15 protein-coding genes and 1 riboswitch are annotated in these 20152 nt (G+C 40.3%); of the genes, 10 read left to right on the top strand and 5 right to left on the bottom strand.

Features of this window, described 5'->3' with window-relative positions:
• Positions 1–68: 68 nt before the first annotated feature.
• Genes I6F44_RS10640 through dapA form a run of 4 tightly spaced genes read right to left on the bottom strand, consistent with a single transcriptional unit; the run spans position 69 to position 4041 of the window.
• Positions 69–1190 (bottom strand): succinylglutamate desuccinylase/aspartoacylase family protein, encoded by a 1122-nt coding sequence (locus tag I6F44_RS10640; protein WP_121953819.1) that lies wholly within the window; start codon positions 1188–1190, stop codon positions 69–71.
• A 5-nt stretch (positions 1191–1195) separates the two neighbouring features.
• Entirely contained in the window at positions 1196–2401 is a 1206-nt protein-coding gene (locus tag I6F44_RS10635; protein ID WP_197173753.1) for a PLP-dependent decarboxylase, read from the bottom strand.
• Positions 2401–3141 (bottom strand): 2,3,4,5-tetrahydropyridine-2,6-dicarboxylate N-succinyltransferase, encoded by a 741-nt coding sequence (locus I6F44_RS10630; protein WP_007376223.1) that lies wholly within the window; start codon positions 3139–3141, stop codon positions 2401–2403. The genes I6F44_RS10635 and I6F44_RS10630 overlap by 1 nt, the downstream gene beginning before the upstream one ends.
• Before the next feature lie 15 nt (positions 3142–3156).
• Positions 3157–4041, bottom strand: a complete 885-nt coding sequence (gene dapA, locus I6F44_RS10625; protein WP_024589542.1) for a 4-hydroxy-tetrahydrodipicolinate synthase — start codon at positions 4039–4041, stop codon at positions 3157–3159.
• 190 nt (positions 4042–4231) lie between these two features.
• A riboswitch (Lysine riboswitch) is annotated at positions 4232–4431 on the bottom strand.
• 192 nt (positions 4432–4623) lie between these two features.
• Here dapA and I6F44_RS10620 point away from each other — a divergent pair.
• From I6F44_RS10620 to I6F44_RS10595, 6 genes are all read left to right on the top strand, one after another.
• The gene (locus I6F44_RS10620; RefSeq protein WP_024589543.1) at positions 4624–5319 is read left to right on the top strand and encodes a DNA-3-methyladenine glycosylase I; all 696 of its coding nucleotides are present in this window, start codon (positions 4624–4626) and stop codon (positions 5317–5319) included.
• An 11-nt stretch (positions 5320–5330) separates the two neighbouring features.
• The gene (locus I6F44_RS10615) at positions 5331–6743 is read left to right on the top strand and encodes a protein adenylyltransferase SelO (protein ID WP_197173752.1); all 1413 of its coding nucleotides are present in this window, start codon (positions 5331–5333) and stop codon (positions 6741–6743) included.
• Positions 6744–7139: 396 nt separating this feature from the next.
• Positions 7140–8195, top strand: coding sequence for an OmpA family protein (locus tag I6F44_RS10610; protein WP_024597215.1), 1056 nt, complete (start codon positions 7140–7142; stop codon positions 8193–8195).
• 292 nt (positions 8196–8487) lie between these two features.
• Complete coding sequence (acnB, locus tag I6F44_RS10605; protein WP_007579986.1) at positions 8488–11085, top strand: bifunctional aconitate hydratase 2/2-methylisocitrate dehydratase; 2598 nt, start codon at positions 8488–8490, stop codon at positions 11083–11085.
• A gap of 200 nt (positions 11086–11285) precedes the next feature.
• On the top strand, positions 11286–11918 hold the full coding sequence (locus tag I6F44_RS10600; RefSeq protein ID WP_007579988.1) for a 2OG-Fe dioxygenase family protein: 633 nt from the start codon (positions 11286–11288) through the stop codon (positions 11916–11918).
• 9 nt (positions 11919–11927) lie between these two features.
• Complete coding sequence (locus tag I6F44_RS10595) at positions 11928–13163, top strand: cysteine desulfurase-like protein (RefSeq protein WP_197152451.1); 1236 nt, start codon at positions 11928–11930, stop codon at positions 13161–13163.
• Between the two features lie 20 nt (positions 13164–13183).
• On the opposite strand, the gene I6F44_RS10590 is transcribed toward I6F44_RS10595, so the two are convergent.
• Positions 13184–13888 (bottom strand): 2OG-Fe(II) oxygenase, encoded by a 705-nt coding sequence (locus I6F44_RS10590; RefSeq protein WP_197152453.1) that lies wholly within the window; start codon positions 13886–13888, stop codon positions 13184–13186.
• Between the two features lie 33 nt (positions 13889–13921).
• Between I6F44_RS10590 and I6F44_RS10585 the strand changes: the two genes are divergently transcribed.
• The 4 genes from I6F44_RS10585 to I6F44_RS10570 all read left to right on the top strand — a co-directional run bounded on the left by I6F44_RS10585 (position 13922) and on the right by I6F44_RS10570 (position 20151).
• Positions 13922–14320: an acyl-CoA thioesterase gene (locus tag I6F44_RS10585; protein ID WP_024589549.1), complete on the top strand. Its 399-nt coding sequence runs from the start codon at positions 13922–13924 to the stop codon at positions 14318–14320.
• 200 nt (positions 14321–14520) lie between these two features.
• Entirely contained in the window at positions 14521–15495 is a 975-nt protein-coding gene (locus tag I6F44_RS10580) for an aldose epimerase family protein (RefSeq protein ID WP_101216852.1), read from the top strand.
• Positions 15496–15682: 187 nt separating this feature from the next.
• Positions 15683–18430: a TonB-dependent receptor gene (locus tag I6F44_RS10575; RefSeq protein WP_197173751.1), complete on the top strand. Its 2748-nt coding sequence runs from the start codon at positions 15683–15685 to the stop codon at positions 18428–18430.
• A 194-nt stretch (positions 18431–18624) separates the two neighbouring features.
• On the top strand, positions 18625–20151 hold the full coding sequence (locus tag I6F44_RS10570; RefSeq protein WP_197173750.1) for a tryptophan halogenase family protein: 1527 nt from the start codon (positions 18625–18627) through the stop codon (positions 20149–20151).
• The last annotated feature ends 1 nt before the right edge of the window (position 20152 follow it).

Below are 20152 nucleotides of genomic sequence, written 5' to 3'. Positions count from 1 at the left end.
CTAGGCCGCTTTTTTAATGCAGATTAGTTATTTTAGCTAATCTGCTCTCACGCAATGAGAAGGGTGAGCTAAAGCTCAAATATGTTAGTAAAAAACTTATAAAGCTCGGTGCCTTGGTTAACACTCGCTGAGGCAAAGTGCAAAATGGCAATTGCATCGCAATCTAGAGTAAGTGTCTGCAGTGGTTGCTCGCTTAAGTAGCGTTCCATCCGTAAAATATTAGCAATAGGCTCACCAGCTTTAATGTGCCCGCCAAGTGGTGCTATGTATTCAACCATACCGCCAATGGGGGCGTAGTAAGCAAAATAGTCATCTAAATTACACGCATAACGAGTAATATCAGCAGGGGTATTCGTTGCGTTTTGCAGTACGCCTTTGTGATTTAAGTAACTTAAAATGCTGTTAGCATCGTTTAGTGCTTCTTTTAAGTCTATTTTTTCTTGGCTGCCTAGCTCTACAGTAAATGCTTCTACAGGTATTGATAATTCGCGACCTTGCCCGCTAAGTGCATCACTTAAATGCCACCATGGGCAAAAGTTAGCTTCGTCCATAGCGCCGTCAAAATCACTAGGAATAAGCAGTACATGTTCAATATTAAAATAGCGCGCGCTGTCGGTTGCATAAGTTGGGCAGTACAAGTGTTTGCTTGAAATAGGGCCTGTGTGTAAATCGAGTACTATATCAGCCTGATGAGCGAGCTTTTGTAAGTTAAGCGCAATGCGTTTACCCGTATTAAGTAAATAAGCAGGGCCGTTGAGTTTGCTGTCTACTTCGTCAATAAGCGCCTGTTTAAAGTTACTTTTTAATGTAGCGTCATCATACTGAGTATGATTTTTTGCAAACTGCGTCACTAAATTTTTATTGTAGTGGTACATGCGATTCCAATTAGTACCCGTAATCGGGTCGAACCTACCAAGGGTAAACTCGCCAGATTTTTGATTGCAACCAATTGGGTTGGCATAGGGTACTAATGTAATATCGCCATTAAGATTAAGGTGTTTTAATTGCTCAAGTAGCTGAAAAATAACCGCGTTACCTTGCACTTCAGCGCCATGCATATTGGCCTGAATATAAACACTAGGTCCTGTGCCATCGCCTTTTAAGCGATAAACAGGAATTGTAAGTGGTAAGCCGTTTGCAACTTCCCCTACTACAATGTTCTCTTGGCTGATGTGGGTTGTATTACTCATAGTTATTACCTTAAATAATGACTGGCATTTTCAGCTTGGCGAACACAGGTAAGCTCACCGTTTTGCAGGGTATACTCGGCAGCTAGCTCGTGGCATAAAAAATACGGCATACTTTCGGTAAAGCCGTAAGCACCGCATTGGCTAAACACTAGCCAGTCGTGCTCATTTAAATCGCTTGGTAGGTTATGCTCACCCAAGCAATCAAGCGCGGTACAAAGCGGCCCGTATAAAGTGACCGCTTGAGTTTTTGCATTGGACTCGCGCAGTAACGCAGCAGGGAAATCTTGACTGGTAACAGCGGGGCGCAATAGGTGATTTATACCGCCGGTTAAAATGACTTGTTCTTGATTGTAGTTTTGTTTGCGTTCGACTACTGGGTTGGCGTAATGACCGCATTCGCCAACGGCATAGCGACCAAGCTCCATCCACAACTCTTCTACACCCGCATCACTTTTAATTTTAGCGAGCGCAGCTATTAAATCATCCCAATCAAGCGTTGCTTCATTTTGTGTATAAGGAATACCTAAACCGCCACCTAAATCTAAAACTTTAAGATTGATGTTTAAATCGCTGGCAAGTTGGCTAAGTGGTGCAATCATTTGTGACCACAATTCGCTTAGCTTTTGCGTGCTAAGCATGTTGCCCCACTGAAAAATATGTAAGCCGTCAAACTTAAGTGTAGGGTAGTCGGTTACATTGAGTGCTTGCCACTCATCACAACCCAAACCAAACGGCGTAAGGCTGTCGCCGCCCAGTGGGTTTTTTTCATCTTCAGGCCAGCGTAATTGCACTCGCAGTAATACTTGTAACTGCGTATTTTGTAGTTGCGCTTGTTGGTTTAACCAACGTACTTGATTGAGGCTTTCGGCTACGAATATACGTACTCCGCGCTCAATAAAGTGTTTAATTTGTTTAGGGCTTTTTGCAGGCCCTGTGTTGAGCACGCGCTGTGAGCTAATACCTTGTGCTAGCACTTGCTCAAGCTCACCTTTACTTGCTACGTCAAAATTAAAGCCAGCGCTGTCTAAGCTTTGAATAATTTTAGACAGTGGATTTGCTTTTACCGCGTACCACAGTTTTACATCGGTTTGCGCAACTAAACGTGCAAGATGCGCGTTTAGTTGATCTAGGTCGTAAACAAAAAAAGGTGTATCAAGTTGTTGTGTAATTGTATTTACAGCGGTTTTGATAGGCGTGCTCAAAAAGCTCATTATCGTAAAACCTCTTCAAGCAATAATGATGCATCGCTTTTTTCGTCGCGGTATTTAACTATTAACGCACACGACATGCTTAGGCCTTGCTCGCGCGCCCACTCGTTTGAAGCAGGGCGAGAGCCCGGTATTACAATGGCATATTCTGGGATTGGCTCGCCTTTATCAAGTTGGCGCTCGTTTACGCAGTCGTATACCGGAATAGTTGCTGATAAACGCACGCCTGGGGCAAGTACTGCGCCTTTTTTAATAACTACACCTTCAACAATAATACAGCCAGCGCCAATAAAGGCGTCGTCTTCTACAACTACTGGGCTTGCACCAATTGGCTCAAGTACACCACCAAGCTGCACTGCAGCACTTAAATGTACGTTTTTACCTACTTGTGCACACGAGCCAACTAATGCGTGGCTATCTACCATTGTGCCTTCGTCGATATATGCACCAATGTTTACATACGCTGGTGGCATAATAATCGTGCCTTTAGCAACATAAGCACCACGGCGAACACTAGAGCCACCCGGCACCATACGTACGCCATCGTCAGTACTAAATTCTTGCGGAGCTAAGTTATGCTTATCAACAAAACCACCGGCAAACTCAGTATTAGTGCCATTTTTAAAGGCATCCAAAATGCCTTGTTTTACTTCTACGTTAGCTTGCCATTGGCCGCTTTCGTTTTGTGATGCTGCGCGTACTGCGCCCGATTCTAAATTATTTAATAGTTCTAACCAGCTCATTATAAAAACCTGTATTTAATGCCAAGATAAAATGGTGTTGTTTGCAGTTGTGATGCAATCGGTTTGAGTTAACTCAAGGTGTGTTAAAGGTGGACGAAGTTGCGGGCTGCTTAAGCGACCTTGCAAATGCATCAATACCTTTACGGGAATAGGGTTTGCAACAGCAAATAGGCTATTAATAGCGCTTGACCACTGGGCAAATAAATTAGGGTGTTGACCACTTAAGCTGCGTTTAACAAACTCGTGAGTTTGTGCGGGCCATGCATTTGCAGCTACCGACACTAACCCTTTTGCGCCAGCTTGAGCAAAATAAGGCATTAGCGCATCGTCGCCACTAAAAATAGCTAAATTAGGTGCAGCTTGGCGATAAGCTTCAAACTGAGCAATGCTGCCGCTCGCTTCTTTTAACGCCCATAAATTTTTATTATTTTGTAAGTTTTGAATTGTTGCCGTTGGAATGCTAACAGCACTTCGACCCGGTACGTTATAAAGCATACACGGGTGAACACTTGCATTAAGTAGGCTTTCAAACCAATGAGTTTGACCTATAGCGCCAGGCTTTGCATAAAGCGGTGAGCCAAGTAAAAAGCTATGAATTGGGAGTGTATTACAGTAGTTAACCCACTCAATTTGTTGCTTTAAGTTACTACCGCCCACAGCAACCATGAGTGGTACTGCTGGTTTTAGCTGGCATACGTGTTCAACAATGGCTTGTTGCTCTTTTAGCGTTAGTGCTAAACCTTCGCCCGTGCTGCCAAGTAGTAAAATACCGTTATGCGCTGCTTCTTGATTGCTAACCAGTTTAGTTAACGTGTTGTAGTCAACATCGCCGTGTTGATCAAATGGCGTTACGAGCGCGGTCCACAATGAGTAGTCGTTTAAATTGAAGTTGTTGATCATCTCTCACGAACTTATAATTTGTACCAACTTTATTAAAAGCGTGATCATTTTAGCGATAACTAATTTAATGCAATTGGTATTATTCGAAGAGTTAAAAAGCTTTATGGAAGGAGCCGCATTAACGTCGTTCGAACTAATAATTCGAAGAGCGAATGGGCTTAAAATAATAGGGCGCACGGCCTTAATATTTAAGACCAGAAGCTCTCCACCAAACTAATAAGCTGCTTTTATAAGCAGCTATTGGTGACAGTCGCTAGGGTTCAACCTAGTCGCCCGAAATAAACACCTCGCAAAAGTGGTTACTTCTCGGCGTTAATTCCCCTCACGTATGCTCACTGGAGTTTGCGCTCCTAACATACGCTACCTGAATAACGCACCTCTTCTAGCCCTTTACACCTGTTTGTAGAGTAAAAACTTACAAACCTGTGCAATTTAAATAGGGTAATTACGGCGATTAAAGCATTTTAGCCGTCTAGGTGTCAAGCGACTAAATGCATATTCATTCATCCATAATGGGAGTGGTTACGTATTGGGTGCTTTTCTCGTACACTAGCAATATAAGTAGTGAGGTATTTAATTAGTATGGAAAAATTTAGCGATATTTATAAGCGAGCGGTAGAGCGAAAAGGCTCCGAAAAAATGCTTAAGTTATTACTTGCAAAACCGCTATCTAAAAAACAACTAAGCACGTTAAGTGACGACGATTGGCTTGAGGAATTTACTCGAAAAGTATTTCAAAGCGGCTTTTATTGGTCAGTCATTAATAATAAGTGGCCAGGCTTTAGAGAGGTTTTTTGGGATTTTAGCGTTGATAAGTTATTAATGATGCCACCTGATATGCTGGAACAAAAAGCAACGGATGAGCGAATCGTTCGTAACTATAAAAAAGTAAAAACAATTACCGAAAATGCTTACATGATCCACGAAATAGCAGGGGAACATGGCAGTTTTAGCCAGTTTGTCGCTAATTGGCCAGCAGACGATATTATTGGTTTATGGGCGTATTTAAAAAAACATGGTTCGCGTTTAGGCGGAAATACAGGACCTTATGCGCTACGAGCACTTGGTAAAGATACTTTTTTACTATCACGCGATGTAGAGAATTACTTACGTGCTCATAAAATTATAGACGGCGGCTTACAAACTAAAAAATCACTGAGTGCTGCCCAAGCTTTTTTTAATGAAATGCAAAAGCAAAGCGGCTTAAGTATGCAAGAGTTAAGTTTAATTGTTGCTTATGGCGTTGGTGACAACCGTGTTGGTATAAGTCAGCAATAATAGGAATTACCATGAAATTAGTGCCAAGATACACAGACATTACGGAAAACTTTGCGATAGAAGATTTCCCTGCAAGTGTTGCCTTTCCTCAGTTATTACTGTGGAACGAGAGCTTAGCAAAAGAGTTTAATATTAACGTTGCAGCTGATTTGCGTGCTAGCACTTTTAGCGGTAACGAAAAACAGGCGATTCCTGCAGTAGCACTTGGTTACTCTGGGCACCAATTTGGACATTTTTCACCACGTTTAGGCGATGGGCGAGCGCATTTACTGGGCGCTATTAATGATGATAAAAACCAGTTGTGGGATATTCAATTAAAAGGCTCTGGTGCTACTCCTTACTCAAGAGGGGGAGATGGGCGTTGTGCACTTGGTCCTGCTATTCGTGAATACGTAATGAGCGAGGCAATGCATGCACTAGGCATTAAAACCACACGCTGCTTAGCGGTTGTTGGTAGTGGTGAAACGGTTTATCGTAATCCGCCACAAGCGGGCGCCATAGTGACTCGTTTAGCAACGAGCCATATTCGTGTTGGCTCGTTTCAATATTTAGCGACGCAAGGCGATGTTGAAGGACTTAAAAATTTAGCCGATTTAGCTATAGAGCGACACTACCCAGAAATAACAGATACAGGATCGCAGCGCTATTTAGCATTTTTAGGCGCTGTGATTAAAAACCAAGTTAAGCTAGTTGTGAGCTGGATGCGTGTTGGCTTTATTCACGGAGTAATGAATACCGATAATACGCTAGTAAGCGGAGAAACCATTGATTACGGCCCGTGTGCCATGATGAATAGCTTTGACTTTGATACTGTATTTAGCTCTATCGACAAACAAGGTCGGTATGCATTTGGTAATCAACCTAATATAGCTAACTGGAACTGTGCTCGTTTAGCTGAGAGTTTAATACCGCTTATCAGCGATGATGACGAACAAGCTGTTTCGTTAATGACGCCATACATTAATAGCTTTGCTGAGCAATTTAATACTGAGTTTACGGCTATGTGGGCACAAAAACTGGGTTTAAATGAATCTTGCAATAGTAGTGGCGAGTTAATCGCAGAGTTGTTAACACTATTAAAAGATAACCAGCTCGATTACACCAATACTTTTGATGCGCTTACTGAATCCTTAAAAGAAGAAGTAGTAATAATACCAGAGTCGCTAATTGAATGGAGAGCTAAGTGGGTAAGCTTAACCGACGATAATAGTTATGAAGTAATGAGAACTGCAAATCCTCGTGTAATACCGCGTAATCATGTGATCGAAGAAATAATTGCACAATATAACGCTACTGGGTCTAGTGAGTTGCTACAGCGCTTTATAAAAATAGCCAGTAACCCGTATTCTGACAGTGAAAAATTATCAGAATTTCAAGCTACGCCGATAAATGAGAATGATTACCAGACTTTTTGTGGTACTTAACTCTTAACTTTAAATATAACCACATGATTAAAAAGAGTCATTTTTTAATCAAACATGCGCATATATCTAGGGGAATGTTAATTCTGGTGGTATTATGCGCCGAATTAAAGCCAAGCAATGTTTCTTTGCATTTACATTTATAAGTGCATTTAATTTAATTGCTCTTACATTCCTTGCTAAGTACTAATTTACAAAAAACTACTATATTTATTTTTCAATAAAGTTTTAATTTCGCCTATAGTAAGTGGATGTGTGTTGTGACTGGGCATAGAAAAAAGTTATAAACTTTATTTTTCGTTAAGTATTGATTAACAAAGGCTCAGTTAGTCTATATAAAACTGATTGAGCTAGTATCGATTAGCTACAATTTAAAATTGTTCAAATGGGAAGAAAACAATGAAATTAAAATCACTTACAATTGCAATCGCGTTGGCTGCAACTAGCGCATCTACATTCGCTGCTGATAAAGAAGAAGGTTTCTACATTGGCGCATTTGGCGACTACTATGACGCATCTTGGAAAAACATGCGTGCTCAAGCTGGTCTTGACGTAAATGAATCAACTGGCTGGGGTGTTGAAGCCGGTTACCGTTTCAGTGATTACTGGAGCGCACGTCTTGAATATGCAGATATGGATTTTAATGCTTTTGATAAAGTTGCTGGCAACCGCAACAGTATTGATGGCGAGCGTTACGGTATTGATGCTCTTTACCATTTAAATGGTGGTCCTTTCTACGGTCTTTTCGGTATTAAAGAAATGGACGTAGTAGATGACAACACATTCTTAAATGCAGGTGTTGGTTACCAACATTTCATTACAGATGGCTTATTTGTAAATGCTGAAACAGCTGTATACCAAGGTCTTGACCGTGGCTACACAGATGTAGGCGCTAAAATTGGTATTAACTACTTATTCGGCCAAAATTCAGCTCCTGTAGAGCCAGTTAAACCAGCTCCAGAAATTGTTGAAGTAGCTGTAGCTCCTACAGATAGCGACAACGACAACATTGCTGATGCAGATGATAAGTGTGCTAACACACCTATGACTGATGCAGTTGATGGCACTGGTTGTACTTTATATGAAGATAAAGAAGTAACTGTAAGCTTATTAGTGACTTTCCCTAACAATGCTTCAGCAGTATCTACTCAGTACTTAAACGATATTGAAAAAGTATCTGCATTCTTAAAAGAGTACCCAGATACAACAGTACTTTTAGAAGGTCACACTTCTTCTGTAGGTAAAGCAACTTACAACAAATGGTTATCTAAAAAACGTGCTGATGCAGTAGCTAAGCAATTAGTTTCTGATGGCATTGCTAAAGACCGTATTACTACAGTTGGTTTAGGTGAAGAGCGTCTTAAAAATGATGCAAACACTAAAGCTGCAAACGCAGAAAACCGCCGTGTAGAAGCGCATATCAAAACTATCAAAAACGTTAAAGTTTTACGTTAATTAAATAGTTTGTAATAAAAACCCAGCCAAGTGCTGGGTTTTTTTATGCCTGTAATAAATTAATATTGGTTAATGGTAATGATTCTTACTTAACAAGTATTCATGAAAATAGTTTTTACTACAACCACTATTCATAGTATTTATAATCGGTATAATCAGTTGCGTAACTGGATGGATTTTCATCTATCCATAAAAGCTTTATAATTACGCGTTAGAATACTATAAGTATTGGGTAACTTATTTGCGCTTGAAGCGCTACCGGATACTTTCACGTCACCAAGAGGGCAATATTGTGCTACAAGAATATCGTAAACACGTAGAAGAACGTGCCGCGTTAGGTATCGTACCAGCGCCATTAGATGCTCAGCAAACTGCTGATCTTATTGAATTAATCAAAACTCCACCTGCAGGTGAAGAAGAATTCATTTTAGATTTGTTCATTCAGCGTATACCAGCAGGTGTTGATGATGCTGCTTATATTAAAGCGGGCTTCTTAGCAGCTGTAGCTAAAGGTGAAACTAATTCTCCACTTGTTTCTAAAGAAAAAGCGGCAGAATTATTAGGTACAATGTTGGGCGGTTACAATATCGCACCAATGATTGACCTACTTGATGACGAAACACTTGCACCAATCGTAGTTAAAGGCCTTTCAAATACATTACTTATGTTTGATGCGTTTTACGATGTAGAAGAAAAAGCAAAAGCAGGTAATACATTCGCTAAGCAAATTATTGAGTCTTGGGCAAATGCAGAATGGTTTACTAATAAACCAGCTGTTGCTGAAAAGATTTCAGTTACTGTATTTAAAGTAACTGGCGAAACAAATACTGATGACTTGTCTCCTGCACCAGATGCATGGTCTCGTCCAGATATCCCACTTCATGCTTTAGCAATGCTAAAAATTGAACGCGATGGTATTACACCTGATAAAGCGGGCGAAGTTGGTCCAATTACTCAGATTGAAGAATTAAAAACTAAAGGTTTACCACTTGCTTACGTAGGTGATGTTGTTGGTACGGGTTCTTCTCGTAAGTCTGCAACTAACTCTGTACTTTGGTTTATGGGCGATGATATCCCGTTTGTACCAAACAAGCGTGTTGGCGGTGTATGTCTAGGTAATAAAATTGCTCCAATCTTCTTCAACACAATGGAAGATTCAGGCGCATTACCAATCGAATTAAATGTTGATGAACTCAACATGGGCGAGCAAATCGATATTTATCCGTACGAAGGTGTTGTTAAGCAACATGGTACTGATAAAGTGATTTCTACTTTTGAGCTTAAATCTGATGTGATTTTAGATGAAGTTCGTGCTGGTGGTCGTATTCCACTAATCATCGGTCGTGGTTTAACTGATAAAGCGCGTACATCTCTTGGCTTAGGCGCAACTGATACATTTAAAGTACCAACAGCAACAGAAGTTTCTGATAAAGGCTTCACACTAGCGCAAAAAATGGTTGGTAAAGCATGTAACGTTGCAGGTATTCGCCCAGGTCAGTACTGTGAGCCTAAAATGACAACTGTTGGTTCGCAAGATACAACAGGTCCTATGACACGTGATGAACTTAAAGATCTAGCATGTTTAGGTTTCTCTGCAGATTTAACAATGCAGTCTTTCTGTCATACATCAGCTTATCCTAAGCCTATCGATGTAAGCACTCACCATACGCTTCCTGATTTCATCATGAACCGTGGCGGTGTTTCACTTCGTCCAGGTGATGGTATTATTCACTCGTGGTTAAACCGTATGTTATTACCAGATACCGTAGGTACTGGTGGTGATTCACATACACGTTTCCCATTAGGTATTTCATTCCCAGCAGGTTCGGGTGCAGTAGCATTCGCAGCAGCAACCGGTGTTATGCCACTTGATATGCCTGAATCTATTTTGGTTCGTTTTAAAGGCGAAATGCAACCAGGTATCACTTTACGTGACCTTGTTCATGCAATCCCTTACTACGGTATCAAACAAGGTTTATTAACAGTTGAGAAAAAAGGTAAAATTAACGAATTCTCTGGTCGCGTACTAGAAATTGAAGGCGTTGAGCACCTAACTGTTGAGCAAGCGTTTGAATTATCAGATGCATCTGCAGAGCGTTCGGCAGCAGGTTGTACTGTTAAGTTATCTAAAGAGTCTATCTCTGAATACCTTGAATCAAACATTGTTATGCTTAAGTGGATGATTTCTGAAGGTTACGGCGATGTACGTACGATTGAACGTCGTATTACTGCAATGCAAGATTGGTTAGCTAACCCAGAACTAATGGAAGCTGACGCTGATGCAGAGTACAAGCATATCGTTGAAATTGATTTAGCTGAGATTAAAGAACCTGTTCTTTGTGCTCCAAATGACCCAGATGATGCGCGTCTTCTTTCTGATGTTGCTGGCGAGAAAATTGATGAAGTATTCATCGGTTCTTGTATGACTAACATTGGTCACTTCCGTGCTGCTGGTAAGTTGCTTGATGGCTTTAAAGGTCAACTTCCGACTCAGCTTTGGGTTGCTCCACCTACTAAGATGGACAAAGACCAACTTACAGAAGAAGGTTACTACGGTATTTTTGGTCGTGTTGGCGCACGTATCGAAACTCCAGGTTGTTCACTATGTATGGGTAACCAAGCACGTGTTGCAGATAAAGCAACGGTTGTGTCTACCTCTACACGTAACTTCCCTAACCGTTTAGGTAATGGCGCAAACGTATTCTTAGCATCATCTGAGCTTGCTGCAATTGCTGCAATCATTGGTAAATTACCAACAGTTGCTGAGTACCAAGAATATGCTGCGAAGATCAATGCAACGGCGTCAGATACATACCGTTACTTGAACTTCCACCGTATGCCTGCTTACACTAAAAAAGCAGACAACGTGATTATTCAACAAGCTGTATAATTTTTAGAGTTTGTTTAAAAACCCGCTTAGGCGGGTTTTTTATTGGCTAAAATAAATATTAGATAGTTCATGCTTCTTTTTTTATATTATTGTATTAAATCTAGTCTTAAGTTACTTTTAAAGTAATTAATCGCGCAAAAATTCCTATCAAAATGCATTAAAATCCTCATCAATATTCTCATTATTTTAGGCGAGATTTTATGACAGCATTAAACAACCAGAATTTACTTCAACTACGTTTTGTTAACCAAGCAAATATTGATTTGGTTAAGCCTTCTTTTGATAACCTGCCTGCAAATCCATATGCAGATGGTGCCTTTCGTAAACGTCGTTACTCAGTAGTTAAAATGCAAAATGGTGAAATAAAGTTACAACAAACCAAAGCATTTGTTCAAGACGATTCAATTAATACTTTTCAAGGTAATGTAGAGCGTACTTACGAAAACCTAGAGCAAAGTTTACTTGAGTCAGAAGGCATGAAAAGCATTGTAAATGAGTTTCGCCAACTTACCGGTATTGATGAACAGCGTGATATTGAAATTCATCAGTTCCGTATGCTTGCAATTAACAGTGATACACCTGCAGCGCCAGAAGGCGTGCATCAAGATGGTTTTGACCATGTATGTATATGCGGCGTTTCTCATGAAAACTTAGAAGGCGGCGAGCTACTTGTATACGAAAACAAGCAAGCTGAGCCTTGTTTTAAAATGGAAATAAAAGACGGCATGTTTGCATTAATAAACGACCGTCAAGTGTGGCATAACGCAACACCTATGAACAAAATTGATGCTAGCAAACCAGGTTACCTGGATTGTTTTGTATTAACGTCTTAAGGAATAAGCATGAACATAACGCAATTACGTGAGCAGTTTCCTGCATTAATGCAAAACGTTGATGGTAAATCGCCAATATTTTTAGACGGACCAGGTGGCTCGCAGGTACCAACATCGGTGCTTAATGCGATGACAGCTTATTTAGGTCATTATAATTCAAACTTAGGTGGCGCGTTTTTTTCAAGTGATAAAACGGTTGAGTTGATGGCGAATGCGCGTCAAGCCGCCGCTGATTTACTTAATGCACCTAGCTCACAACAAATTGTGTTTGGTCCAAACATGACCAGCCTAACATTTAGCTTTAGCCGTGCAATTTCACGTGGCTGGCAGGCTGGTGATGAAATAATTGTAACCAATGCTGATCACTTCTCAAATGTATCGTCGTGGCAACAAGCTGCAGAAGATAAAGGCGTAAAGGTAAATACAGCGCTTATTAACGAAGCAGATTGCAGCTTAGATATGGCGCAGTTTGAAAGCTTATTAAACAGCAACACTAAGCTTGTAGCGGTAACGTATGCTTCAAATACCACAGGTTCAATTAATAATATTAAACGTATTGTAGAGCTTGCTCACGCTGTAGGCGCACTTGTTTATGTTGATGCCGTACATTACGCACCGCATGAACTTGTTGACGTGCAAGCGCTTGATTGCGACTTTTTAGCCTGCTCTGCATATAAGTTTTTTGGCCCGCATTTAGGCATGGTTTACGGTAAAAAAGAACATTTAGATGGGTTTACGCCTTATAAAGTAGAACCCGCTAAAGACGTAGCACCAGGTCGTTGGGAAACCGGCACACAAAGCTTTGAAGCTATGGCGGGCTTTATTGCTGCTGTTGATTACATTGCAGCAATTAGCGAACTTGACGATAGCCATTCACGCCGCGAAAAGTTAAGCATAGCTTTTGCTAAAACTAAACAACACGAAATGGCGCTTAGTGAGCACTTTTTAACGCGCTTGGTAAACTACCCACGCATTAAGTTGTTTGGTATTGATGACTTTGATCGCTTAAATGAGCGTACACCTACTTTTGCTTTAATTTTTGAAGGGCTTGAGCCACGCGCCGTTTCAGAATTTTTAGGTAAGCAGCATATTTGTGTGTGGGATGGTAATTTTTACGCGCAAGGTTTGTGCAAGCAATTAGATGTGCTTGATAAAGGCGGTGTAGTGCGCATTGGTTGTATGCACTACAACACCATTGAAGAGCTAGATCAGTTGTTTAATTTATTTGATGAACTGCTCGGTTAAATAATACTGATTTTGGTGCGCTAACTCTTTGGCGCACCATATATTTGTTCTGCACGGTTAAACAATACCCACGATGTTAAAATATACTTATCGTTTGATACTGGCTTATTACCTCTGTGGGTATGTGTAAAGTAGCCAGGAGCTATTACCATAGTGCCTTTTTTAGGTGCTATTTTACGATTTTGATAGTAAAACTCCGTTTCACCGCCTTCATCAACATCGTTTAAATAAAACATAAATAACAACACGCGATGTAGTGCTTCATTGTGCTGTAGCTGCGGGTAAACTTCACTATGCCAGTAAGGGTAGCCACCTTTGTTTACTTCATATTTTTGCGCTTGAATATTACCAAGTCTAAAAATTTGCTGAACTAGCAAAGGTAATTGCGGTTTACCCACTTCTTCAAAATTTTCTTGGGTTAAATCGACTACTTCCCCTGTTTTTGGGTGATAGACCTTTAAGCCAAATGCCCCAATCATCATAAAAATATGCTCTTCAACATACTTAAAAACATGCTGTGCAGTCGTTTGTTGTATATGTTTTAATTGTTGTGCATATTCGGGGTGATTATTTAAGTGTAGGTCGTGACTGTCTTTTTTCTTTAAGTCGACACCGCCCGATGTTACCCCTTGTTTTACATGCGGGCTTTGCGCGAATGTGGAAATAAATTCATCGCAAAACTCATCGCTTAATGCGTTATCAACAACGCGTATAAAGTCCGTCATGGTTTACCTTTATATAATTATTATTGGATTTTTATGTTTATTGAAAAAGTGATGCCGCGCTTTAGCGAAACAGATGCACTCGGACACATTAACAATACCGTACTACCTGTATGGTTTGAAGTCGCACGTGGACCTATTTTTAAGTTTTTTACACCGGACTTAAATCCACATGATTGGAAATTGATTATCGCCAAAGTTGAAGTGTCGTTTGTAGGCGAATTATTTTATGGCCACGAAGTGACCGTAAAAACCTCTGTAGAGCATATAGGCACTAGCTCTTTTACGCTTAGGCAAGAAGCATGGCAACACGATAAATGCTGCGCAATAGGTAAGGCCGTTATGGTGAGGTATGATTTTATTGCTAAATCAAAACAAGCGCTTAGCATTGACGAAAAAGCAGCGCTTAACGAGCATATTTACCAAAGCAGTTAACCTTACGAGGCTTATATTTTACATAAGCCCATACTGAGCTGAATTATTGTAAATATATGATGGCAGCTGTAAATATTTGTCGAGAAATTTCAACGTATTTAGATTGAGTTACAGGCTTCAATTATATACTATTTATATTATATATTGTTGCGCCGTTATAACAGGAAATGTTAATTCGGTAATTTGATTGGAGAATGCGTGTGACATCTATTGCCAATAACCAACCTTTACAAGTTATTCAGCTCAGTGATGGTCAAAATTTAACAGCTGAAATTTTGCCATTTGGCGCAATAATAAAAAGCATTAAATTTAAAAAACAAGAAATGACGCTTAGCGTCGATGATCCTCAATACTATCTTGAAAACCCATTTTATCTTGGCGCTACAGTAGGTCGATACGCTAATCGCATTGCAAAGGGGCGTTTTAACTTATCTGGTACGCAGTATCAACTAGAAGCAAATAACGGCCCTAATAGCCTGCACGGCGGCGTTAAAGGCTTTAATAAAGTACTTTGGCAAGTAACCAAACAAACTGAAAGTGAAGTTGAACTTTATTATTGCTCGCCCGACGGCGAACAAGGTTTCCCCGGTGAGTTGCAGGTTTGGCAAACGATTAGCGCTAAAAACGGCGAGCTTACTCTGCACTTTAAAGCGCTAACCAATAAAGAAACGCTCGTTAACTTTACCAACCATTGCTATTTTAATCTTGATGGCAGCGAATCAATTAATGAACACCTTGTTCAAGTTAATGCCAATTACTATCTTCCTATTGATACAACTAGTATTCCACTTAATGAATCTGCATCAGTCACCGGTACCTGCTTTGACTTTACTAAGCCAGCTCAAGTTGGTGAGGCCTTAAGCGCCGTTCATCCTCAACTAGAAGCTGGAAATGGCTTTGATCACTGCTATATTTTTAATGATGACAGCAGTTTAAAGACGATGGCTACATTAACTTCGCCACACACGAACGTTAGTTTAACCCTTAAAAGTACGCAGCCAGGCATGCAGTTATACACCGCTAACTTTGTAGGTGCGCCTTTTAAAGCACGACAAGCTTTGTGTTTTGAAGCGCAAAATTGGCCAGATGCGCCAAATCGTGAAAATTTTCCAAAAGCTAATTTATTACCGGGAGAGGATTACGAACAGGTTATTATTTACTCTTTTTCTGAGTGAATACAGCATTCTAATGTTAATTTAAAGAAAATTAAAAGCAAAAATACAGTGATTAAATGCTATCCATAATTCAGGAAAAGGTTGCACTTTTTGCTGGTTTAAAGTATTTATAATATAAATAGTATTTGAAACTATATGCACTACCACAACGACACAACGACTACACACAATCAGGAGTTTTTAAAAAATGATAATTAACAATAAGTTATCGTTCAACAAGAAAACCGCGATCAGTATTGCTATCACAGGCATATTGGCAAGCGGAAACGTTGCAGCTCAAGGCGCTGAAGGCAATACGCCTACAGTAGTAAATGAAGATGTTGAAGTTATCGCAGTAACGGGTATCCGCAGCAGCTTACGTTCATCAATGTTAGATAAAAAAGCATCTAATGTTGTTACAGACGGGATTAAAGCAGAAGATCTTGGTAAATTTCCTGATTTAAACGTAGCAGAATCTCTGCAACGTATTACAGGTGTAGCAATTGACCGTAGTGGTGGTGAAGGCCAAGCGGTAACTATTCGTGGTTTTGGTCCACAATTTAATACTGTACTTGTTAATGGTCGTCAAATTGCGACAGACAGTGCAGGTCGTGAATTTAATTTTGATGTATTGGCGGCGGATCAAATCACCGGTGCTGATATTTATAAAAGTAATACAGCAACTCTTCAAGAAGGCGGCATTGGTGGTACGGTTAACGTAACTACAGCACGTCCTTTTGATTTTGGTGGTTTACATATTTTAGGTTCAGTTAAAGGTATGTACGAAAGCCTTTCTGAAGAAGTATCTCCATCAACATCATTCTTAATAAGTAATACGTTTAACGATGACAAGCTAGGTGTGCTTTTTGCCATCACTAATCAACAACGTAAACTTCAGAATAACCAAATTTTAACGGCTGGTTGGCGCGGTGGCCAAACAATCTCTAATCCAACGGATGGTGTATTGTTTGAAAATGCCTACATTCCACGTAACTGGGATCAAGTTGTTGATGAGCAAGACCGCGAGCGTACAAATGCAAGTTTAGTACTACAATATGCACCGTCTGACGATGTTACGATTACTGTTGATGGCATGATTTCAAAATTTGAAGTTGATTCAACAGTACGCGATTTAGCATCTTGGTTTGAACCAGACCGCGTAGGTAGTGCAACGATTGATCCAGAAACAGGTACTCTTTTAACTTTCTCTCAAGAAGTTGGCTTAGGCGCGCCAAGTGGCGACCCTGCAAGTGACTTTGTATCGCATACACGTAACTCACGTGATGTAACTAATAAAGCATTCGGTATTAACGTTGACTGGCAAGTAAACGAGTCATTAAAAGCAAAATTTGATGTATCTCGCTCAACAGCCGAAAATGACCGAGCAGGTACTGACCGTTTTAACGTTGTAGGTATTATTAATAGCTATACTTTTGACGGTACTGGCAGTATTCCTACTGTACAGCATGATGGTTTTGAAAATGGTTCGTTGCCTGATCCAAGCCTAGCGCGTCTTCACTACAACGAAATTGGTCTTCAATTTACAGATGAAGATGAAATTACTGAAGTAAAAGCTGATTTTGAATATGTGCCAGATAAAGGCCCTGTAGAGCGTATTAACTTTGGTGCTTATCGCCAAGAACGTGAAAAATCAAGCTTCCAAGTATTTGGTAGCCAATGTCAATTTTGTGGTTACGGGACAGAAGCGCCACTTGATGCAATTGATTTTGAAGCTTATACAGCGAGTAACTACTTCCCTGGTTTAATCGATACATTTTATAGCTACGATGGCGATAAAATGCTTGATTACTTAGCCGATCAAGGTTTCCCAGTAGAACCAACACTACAAAATAACCGTTACACAATTAACGAAGACATCACTAGCTTATACATGGACTTTACGCTTGGTTTTGACCTTTCAGATATGCCTGTAACAGTTAACTTTGGCGCGCGTTACTCAGAAACTGATATTGAAGTTGCTGCAATACAAAGCTTTATTAGCGATGTAATACCAACGTCAGATGCGACATTGTTTGCTAACGTATTTGGCCCGGCTACAAGCATTGAGCAAGGTACTAGCTACTCAAACTTACTCCCTTCTTTAAATGTTAAGTTAGAGCTGCAAGATAACATGATTTTACGCTTTGCAGCGTACGACAGTATTACTCGTCCAACGATGTCTCAGTTATCTCCTGCGACAAACTTTAACGAGCCACGTCGTCAAAACTTAACCGCAAGTGGCGGTAACCCTGCACTTAAACCATTCCAATCAGAAAACTGGGATATCTCTTACGAGTGGTACTACAACGATGCTAACTTATTTAGCTTTGCAGTATTTAGCAAAGAAGTAGATGACTTTATTGTTACCCTAACAGGTGCAGAAACATACGATATGACTGACCGCTCAGGTCCTGATTTTGCGTGTACTACATGTACAGACCAAGCAGATGACGAACTTATTGGTAGCTCAGAAGTTTACACAGTGACTCGTCCTCAAAATGGCGAATCAGCTAAAGTAACGGGTTACGAAGTTGGTGTAACTCATATGTTTGAAAATGGCTTTGGTTTTATTGCCAATGCAACAGTAGTAAACAGCGACATTAGCGTGGGCGCAGACACTACACAAACATTTGCACTTGAAGGTTTAGGCGATTCACAAAACTTAATATTTTTCTATGAGCAAGATAACTGGCAAGCACGTGTTGCATTTAACAACCGTGAAGGCTTTTTACGCTTAGTTGATAACGGCTTTAACGGTGAACCAGTGAACGTAGAAACTTACGGTCAGTGGGATATTAGTGCAAGCTACGATATTAACGAAAACTTCACTATTTTTGCGGAAGGCATCAATATTACTGAAGAAGAGCTAGTACAAACAGGTCGTTTTGCTAACCAAATCTATTCAGTAGAAGATAATGGCTCACGTTACGCGTTTGGTATTCGCGGATCGTTTTAATTAATGATGGAGGCGTATTTTTCGCCTCTTAGTTTTCATTACAGCACCAAGGTGCTAATACCAATTAGGTTAATTTAGCAGTAATGTATATTAGTTAACCTAATTGGCTAAAATGAATACACATTAAATCAAAATGCCCTAACGGGTATTTGTTGTATAAAACGTTATCAAAAATACTCAAAGAGTAGTCCATTATGAATAAAGCAATAAAAACAGTAGCAGTAGTTGGCGGTGGTACAGCAGGATGGCTGAGCGCTGCAATTATAGCTTCGTATCACCAAGGTCAAAATGGTGACGGCTTAAAAGTGATGTTGGTTGAATCATCAGACATTCCAACTATTGGCGTAGGTGAAGGTACCTGGCCCACGATGAAAAACACACTTCAGCAAATAGGCTTGCGTGAAGTTGATGTGTTTAAAGCCTGTAATGCTACCTTCAAACAAGGCGGGAAGTTTGTAAATTGGACTCATGGCAATAATGACTTTTACTACCATCCATTTACTGTACCGCTAGGCTACGGCCGTATAGATTTAGCCCCATATTTAGATAATGTTGAAGACTTTGCACAGCAAACTAATTTTCAACATGATATTTGCGAAGCAAGCTTAGCCCCAAGAGGTATAGCGCAAGGTGAATATCAAGGTAATTGTAATTACGCTTATCACTTAGATGCCGGCGCTTTTGCAGAAATGCTTAAACAGCATTGTAAAAGTAAGCTTGGCGTAGAGCATATTATTGGTACTGTTGATCAGGTAAAGCTTGATGACGGTGGTGCAATAAATGAGCTTACTCTAAAAGATCAAACCCGCACTATAAACGCCGATTTATTTATAGACTGTACTGGTTTTTCATCATTGTTATTAGGCCAAGCGCTCAACGTACCGTTTAAAAAAATGGACCACGTGCTATTTAACGACAGCGCACTGGCGATGCAAGTCCCTTACGATGAAAACGATAACTCCTTAGCCAGCCATACCATAGCAACAGCGCAAAACGCAGGATGGATTTGGGATATAGGTTTAACGCATCGCCGTGGTGTAGGGCATGTCTATTCAAGCAAATTTTTATCAGACGATGAAGCAGAGCAAAACCTAAGAGACTATTTAGGCGATGCAGCAAACGGTTTAACTGCCCGTAAAATTAGTTTTGAATCAGGATACCGTGAGAAGTTTTGGCATAAAAACTGTGTTGCCATTGGTATGTCGGCAGGGTTTGTAGAGCCGCTTGAAGCAACCGCTATTATGCTTGTTGAAATTTCAGCACGCTTTGTAGCCGAGCATATGCCAGCAGATACACAAGTAATGTCTATTGTAGCTAAACGCTTTAACGAGCAAATGGACTACCGCTGGCAGCGTATTATCGACTTTTTAAAGCTGCATTACATGCTAACCAAGCGCCCAGAACCTTACTGGCAAGCACATGTGCAGCCCAATACTATTCCACAAACCCTGCAAGAAGATTTACTTCTTTGGGGAAGCCGTGGCCCGCTTATTCAAGATTTTCATGGCGCATTAGAGTTATTCCCTGCTGCCAGTTATCAGTATGTTTTGTACGGTATGGGCTTTAAGCCTGACTTTACTAAACAAGCATATTTGTATTCACAACATGTGCAAGCCAAACAAATAATTGAACGTAACAGCCAGCTTACACAGCAGATGTTGCAAACTTTGCCGCCTCACCGTGCTTTTATAGAGCAGTGGTTAGCAGCTAACCCAGTTTAAG

The organism is Pseudoalteromonas sp. NZS11_1, from assembly GCF_015864275.1.
Lineage (GTDB): Bacteria > Pseudomonadota > Gammaproteobacteria > Enterobacterales > Alteromonadaceae > Pseudoalteromonas > Pseudoalteromonas arctica.
This window is presented reverse-complemented; position numbering and strand designations above follow the sequence as displayed.

What these genes read in the sequence shown, in the direction of transcription:
- I6F44_RS10630 (WP_007376223.1), bottom strand. Translation starts at nt 3,141, where the DNA reads ATGAGCTGGTTAGAACTATTAAATAATTTAGAATCGGGCGCAGTACGC.
- I6F44_RS10635 (WP_197173753.1), bottom strand. Translation starts at nt 2,401, where the DNA reads ATGAGCTTTTTGAGCACGCCTATCAAAACCGCTGTAAATACAATTACA.
- I6F44_RS10590 (WP_197152453.1), bottom strand. Translation starts at nt 13,888, where the DNA reads ATGACGGACTTTATACGCGTTGTTGATAACGCATTAAGCGATGAGTTT.
- I6F44_RS10585 (WP_024589549.1), top strand. Translation starts at nt 13,922, where the DNA reads ATGTTTATTGAAAAAGTGATGCCGCGCTTTAGCGAAACAGATGCACTC.
- I6F44_RS10610 (WP_024597215.1), top strand. Translation starts at nt 7,140, where the DNA reads ATGAAATTAAAATCACTTACAATTGCAATCGCGTTGGCTGCAACTAGC.
- I6F44_RS10620 (WP_024589543.1), top strand. Translation starts at nt 4,624, where the DNA reads ATGGAAAAATTTAGCGATATTTATAAGCGAGCGGTAGAGCGAAAAGGC.
- I6F44_RS10600 (WP_007579988.1), top strand. Translation starts at nt 11,286, where the DNA reads ATGACAGCATTAAACAACCAGAATTTACTTCAACTACGTTTTGTTAAC.
- I6F44_RS10570 (WP_197173750.1), top strand. Translation starts at nt 18,625, where the DNA reads ATGAATAAAGCAATAAAAACAGTAGCAGTAGTTGGCGGTGGTACAGCA.
- I6F44_RS10575 (WP_197173751.1), top strand. Translation starts at nt 15,683, where the DNA reads ATGATAATTAACAATAAGTTATCGTTCAACAAGAAAACCGCGATCAGT.
- dapA (WP_024589542.1), bottom strand. Translation starts at nt 4,041, where the DNA reads ATGATCAACAACTTCAATTTAAACGACTACTCATTGTGGACCGCGCTC.
- I6F44_RS10615 (WP_197173752.1), top strand. Translation starts at nt 5,331, where the DNA reads ATGAAATTAGTGCCAAGATACACAGACATTACGGAAAACTTTGCGATA.
- I6F44_RS10595 (WP_197152451.1), top strand. Translation starts at nt 11,928, where the DNA reads ATGAACATAACGCAATTACGTGAGCAGTTTCCTGCATTAATGCAAAAC.
- I6F44_RS10640 (WP_121953819.1), bottom strand. Translation starts at nt 1,190, where the DNA reads ATGAGTAATACAACCCACATCAGCCAAGAGAACATTGTAGTAGGGGAA.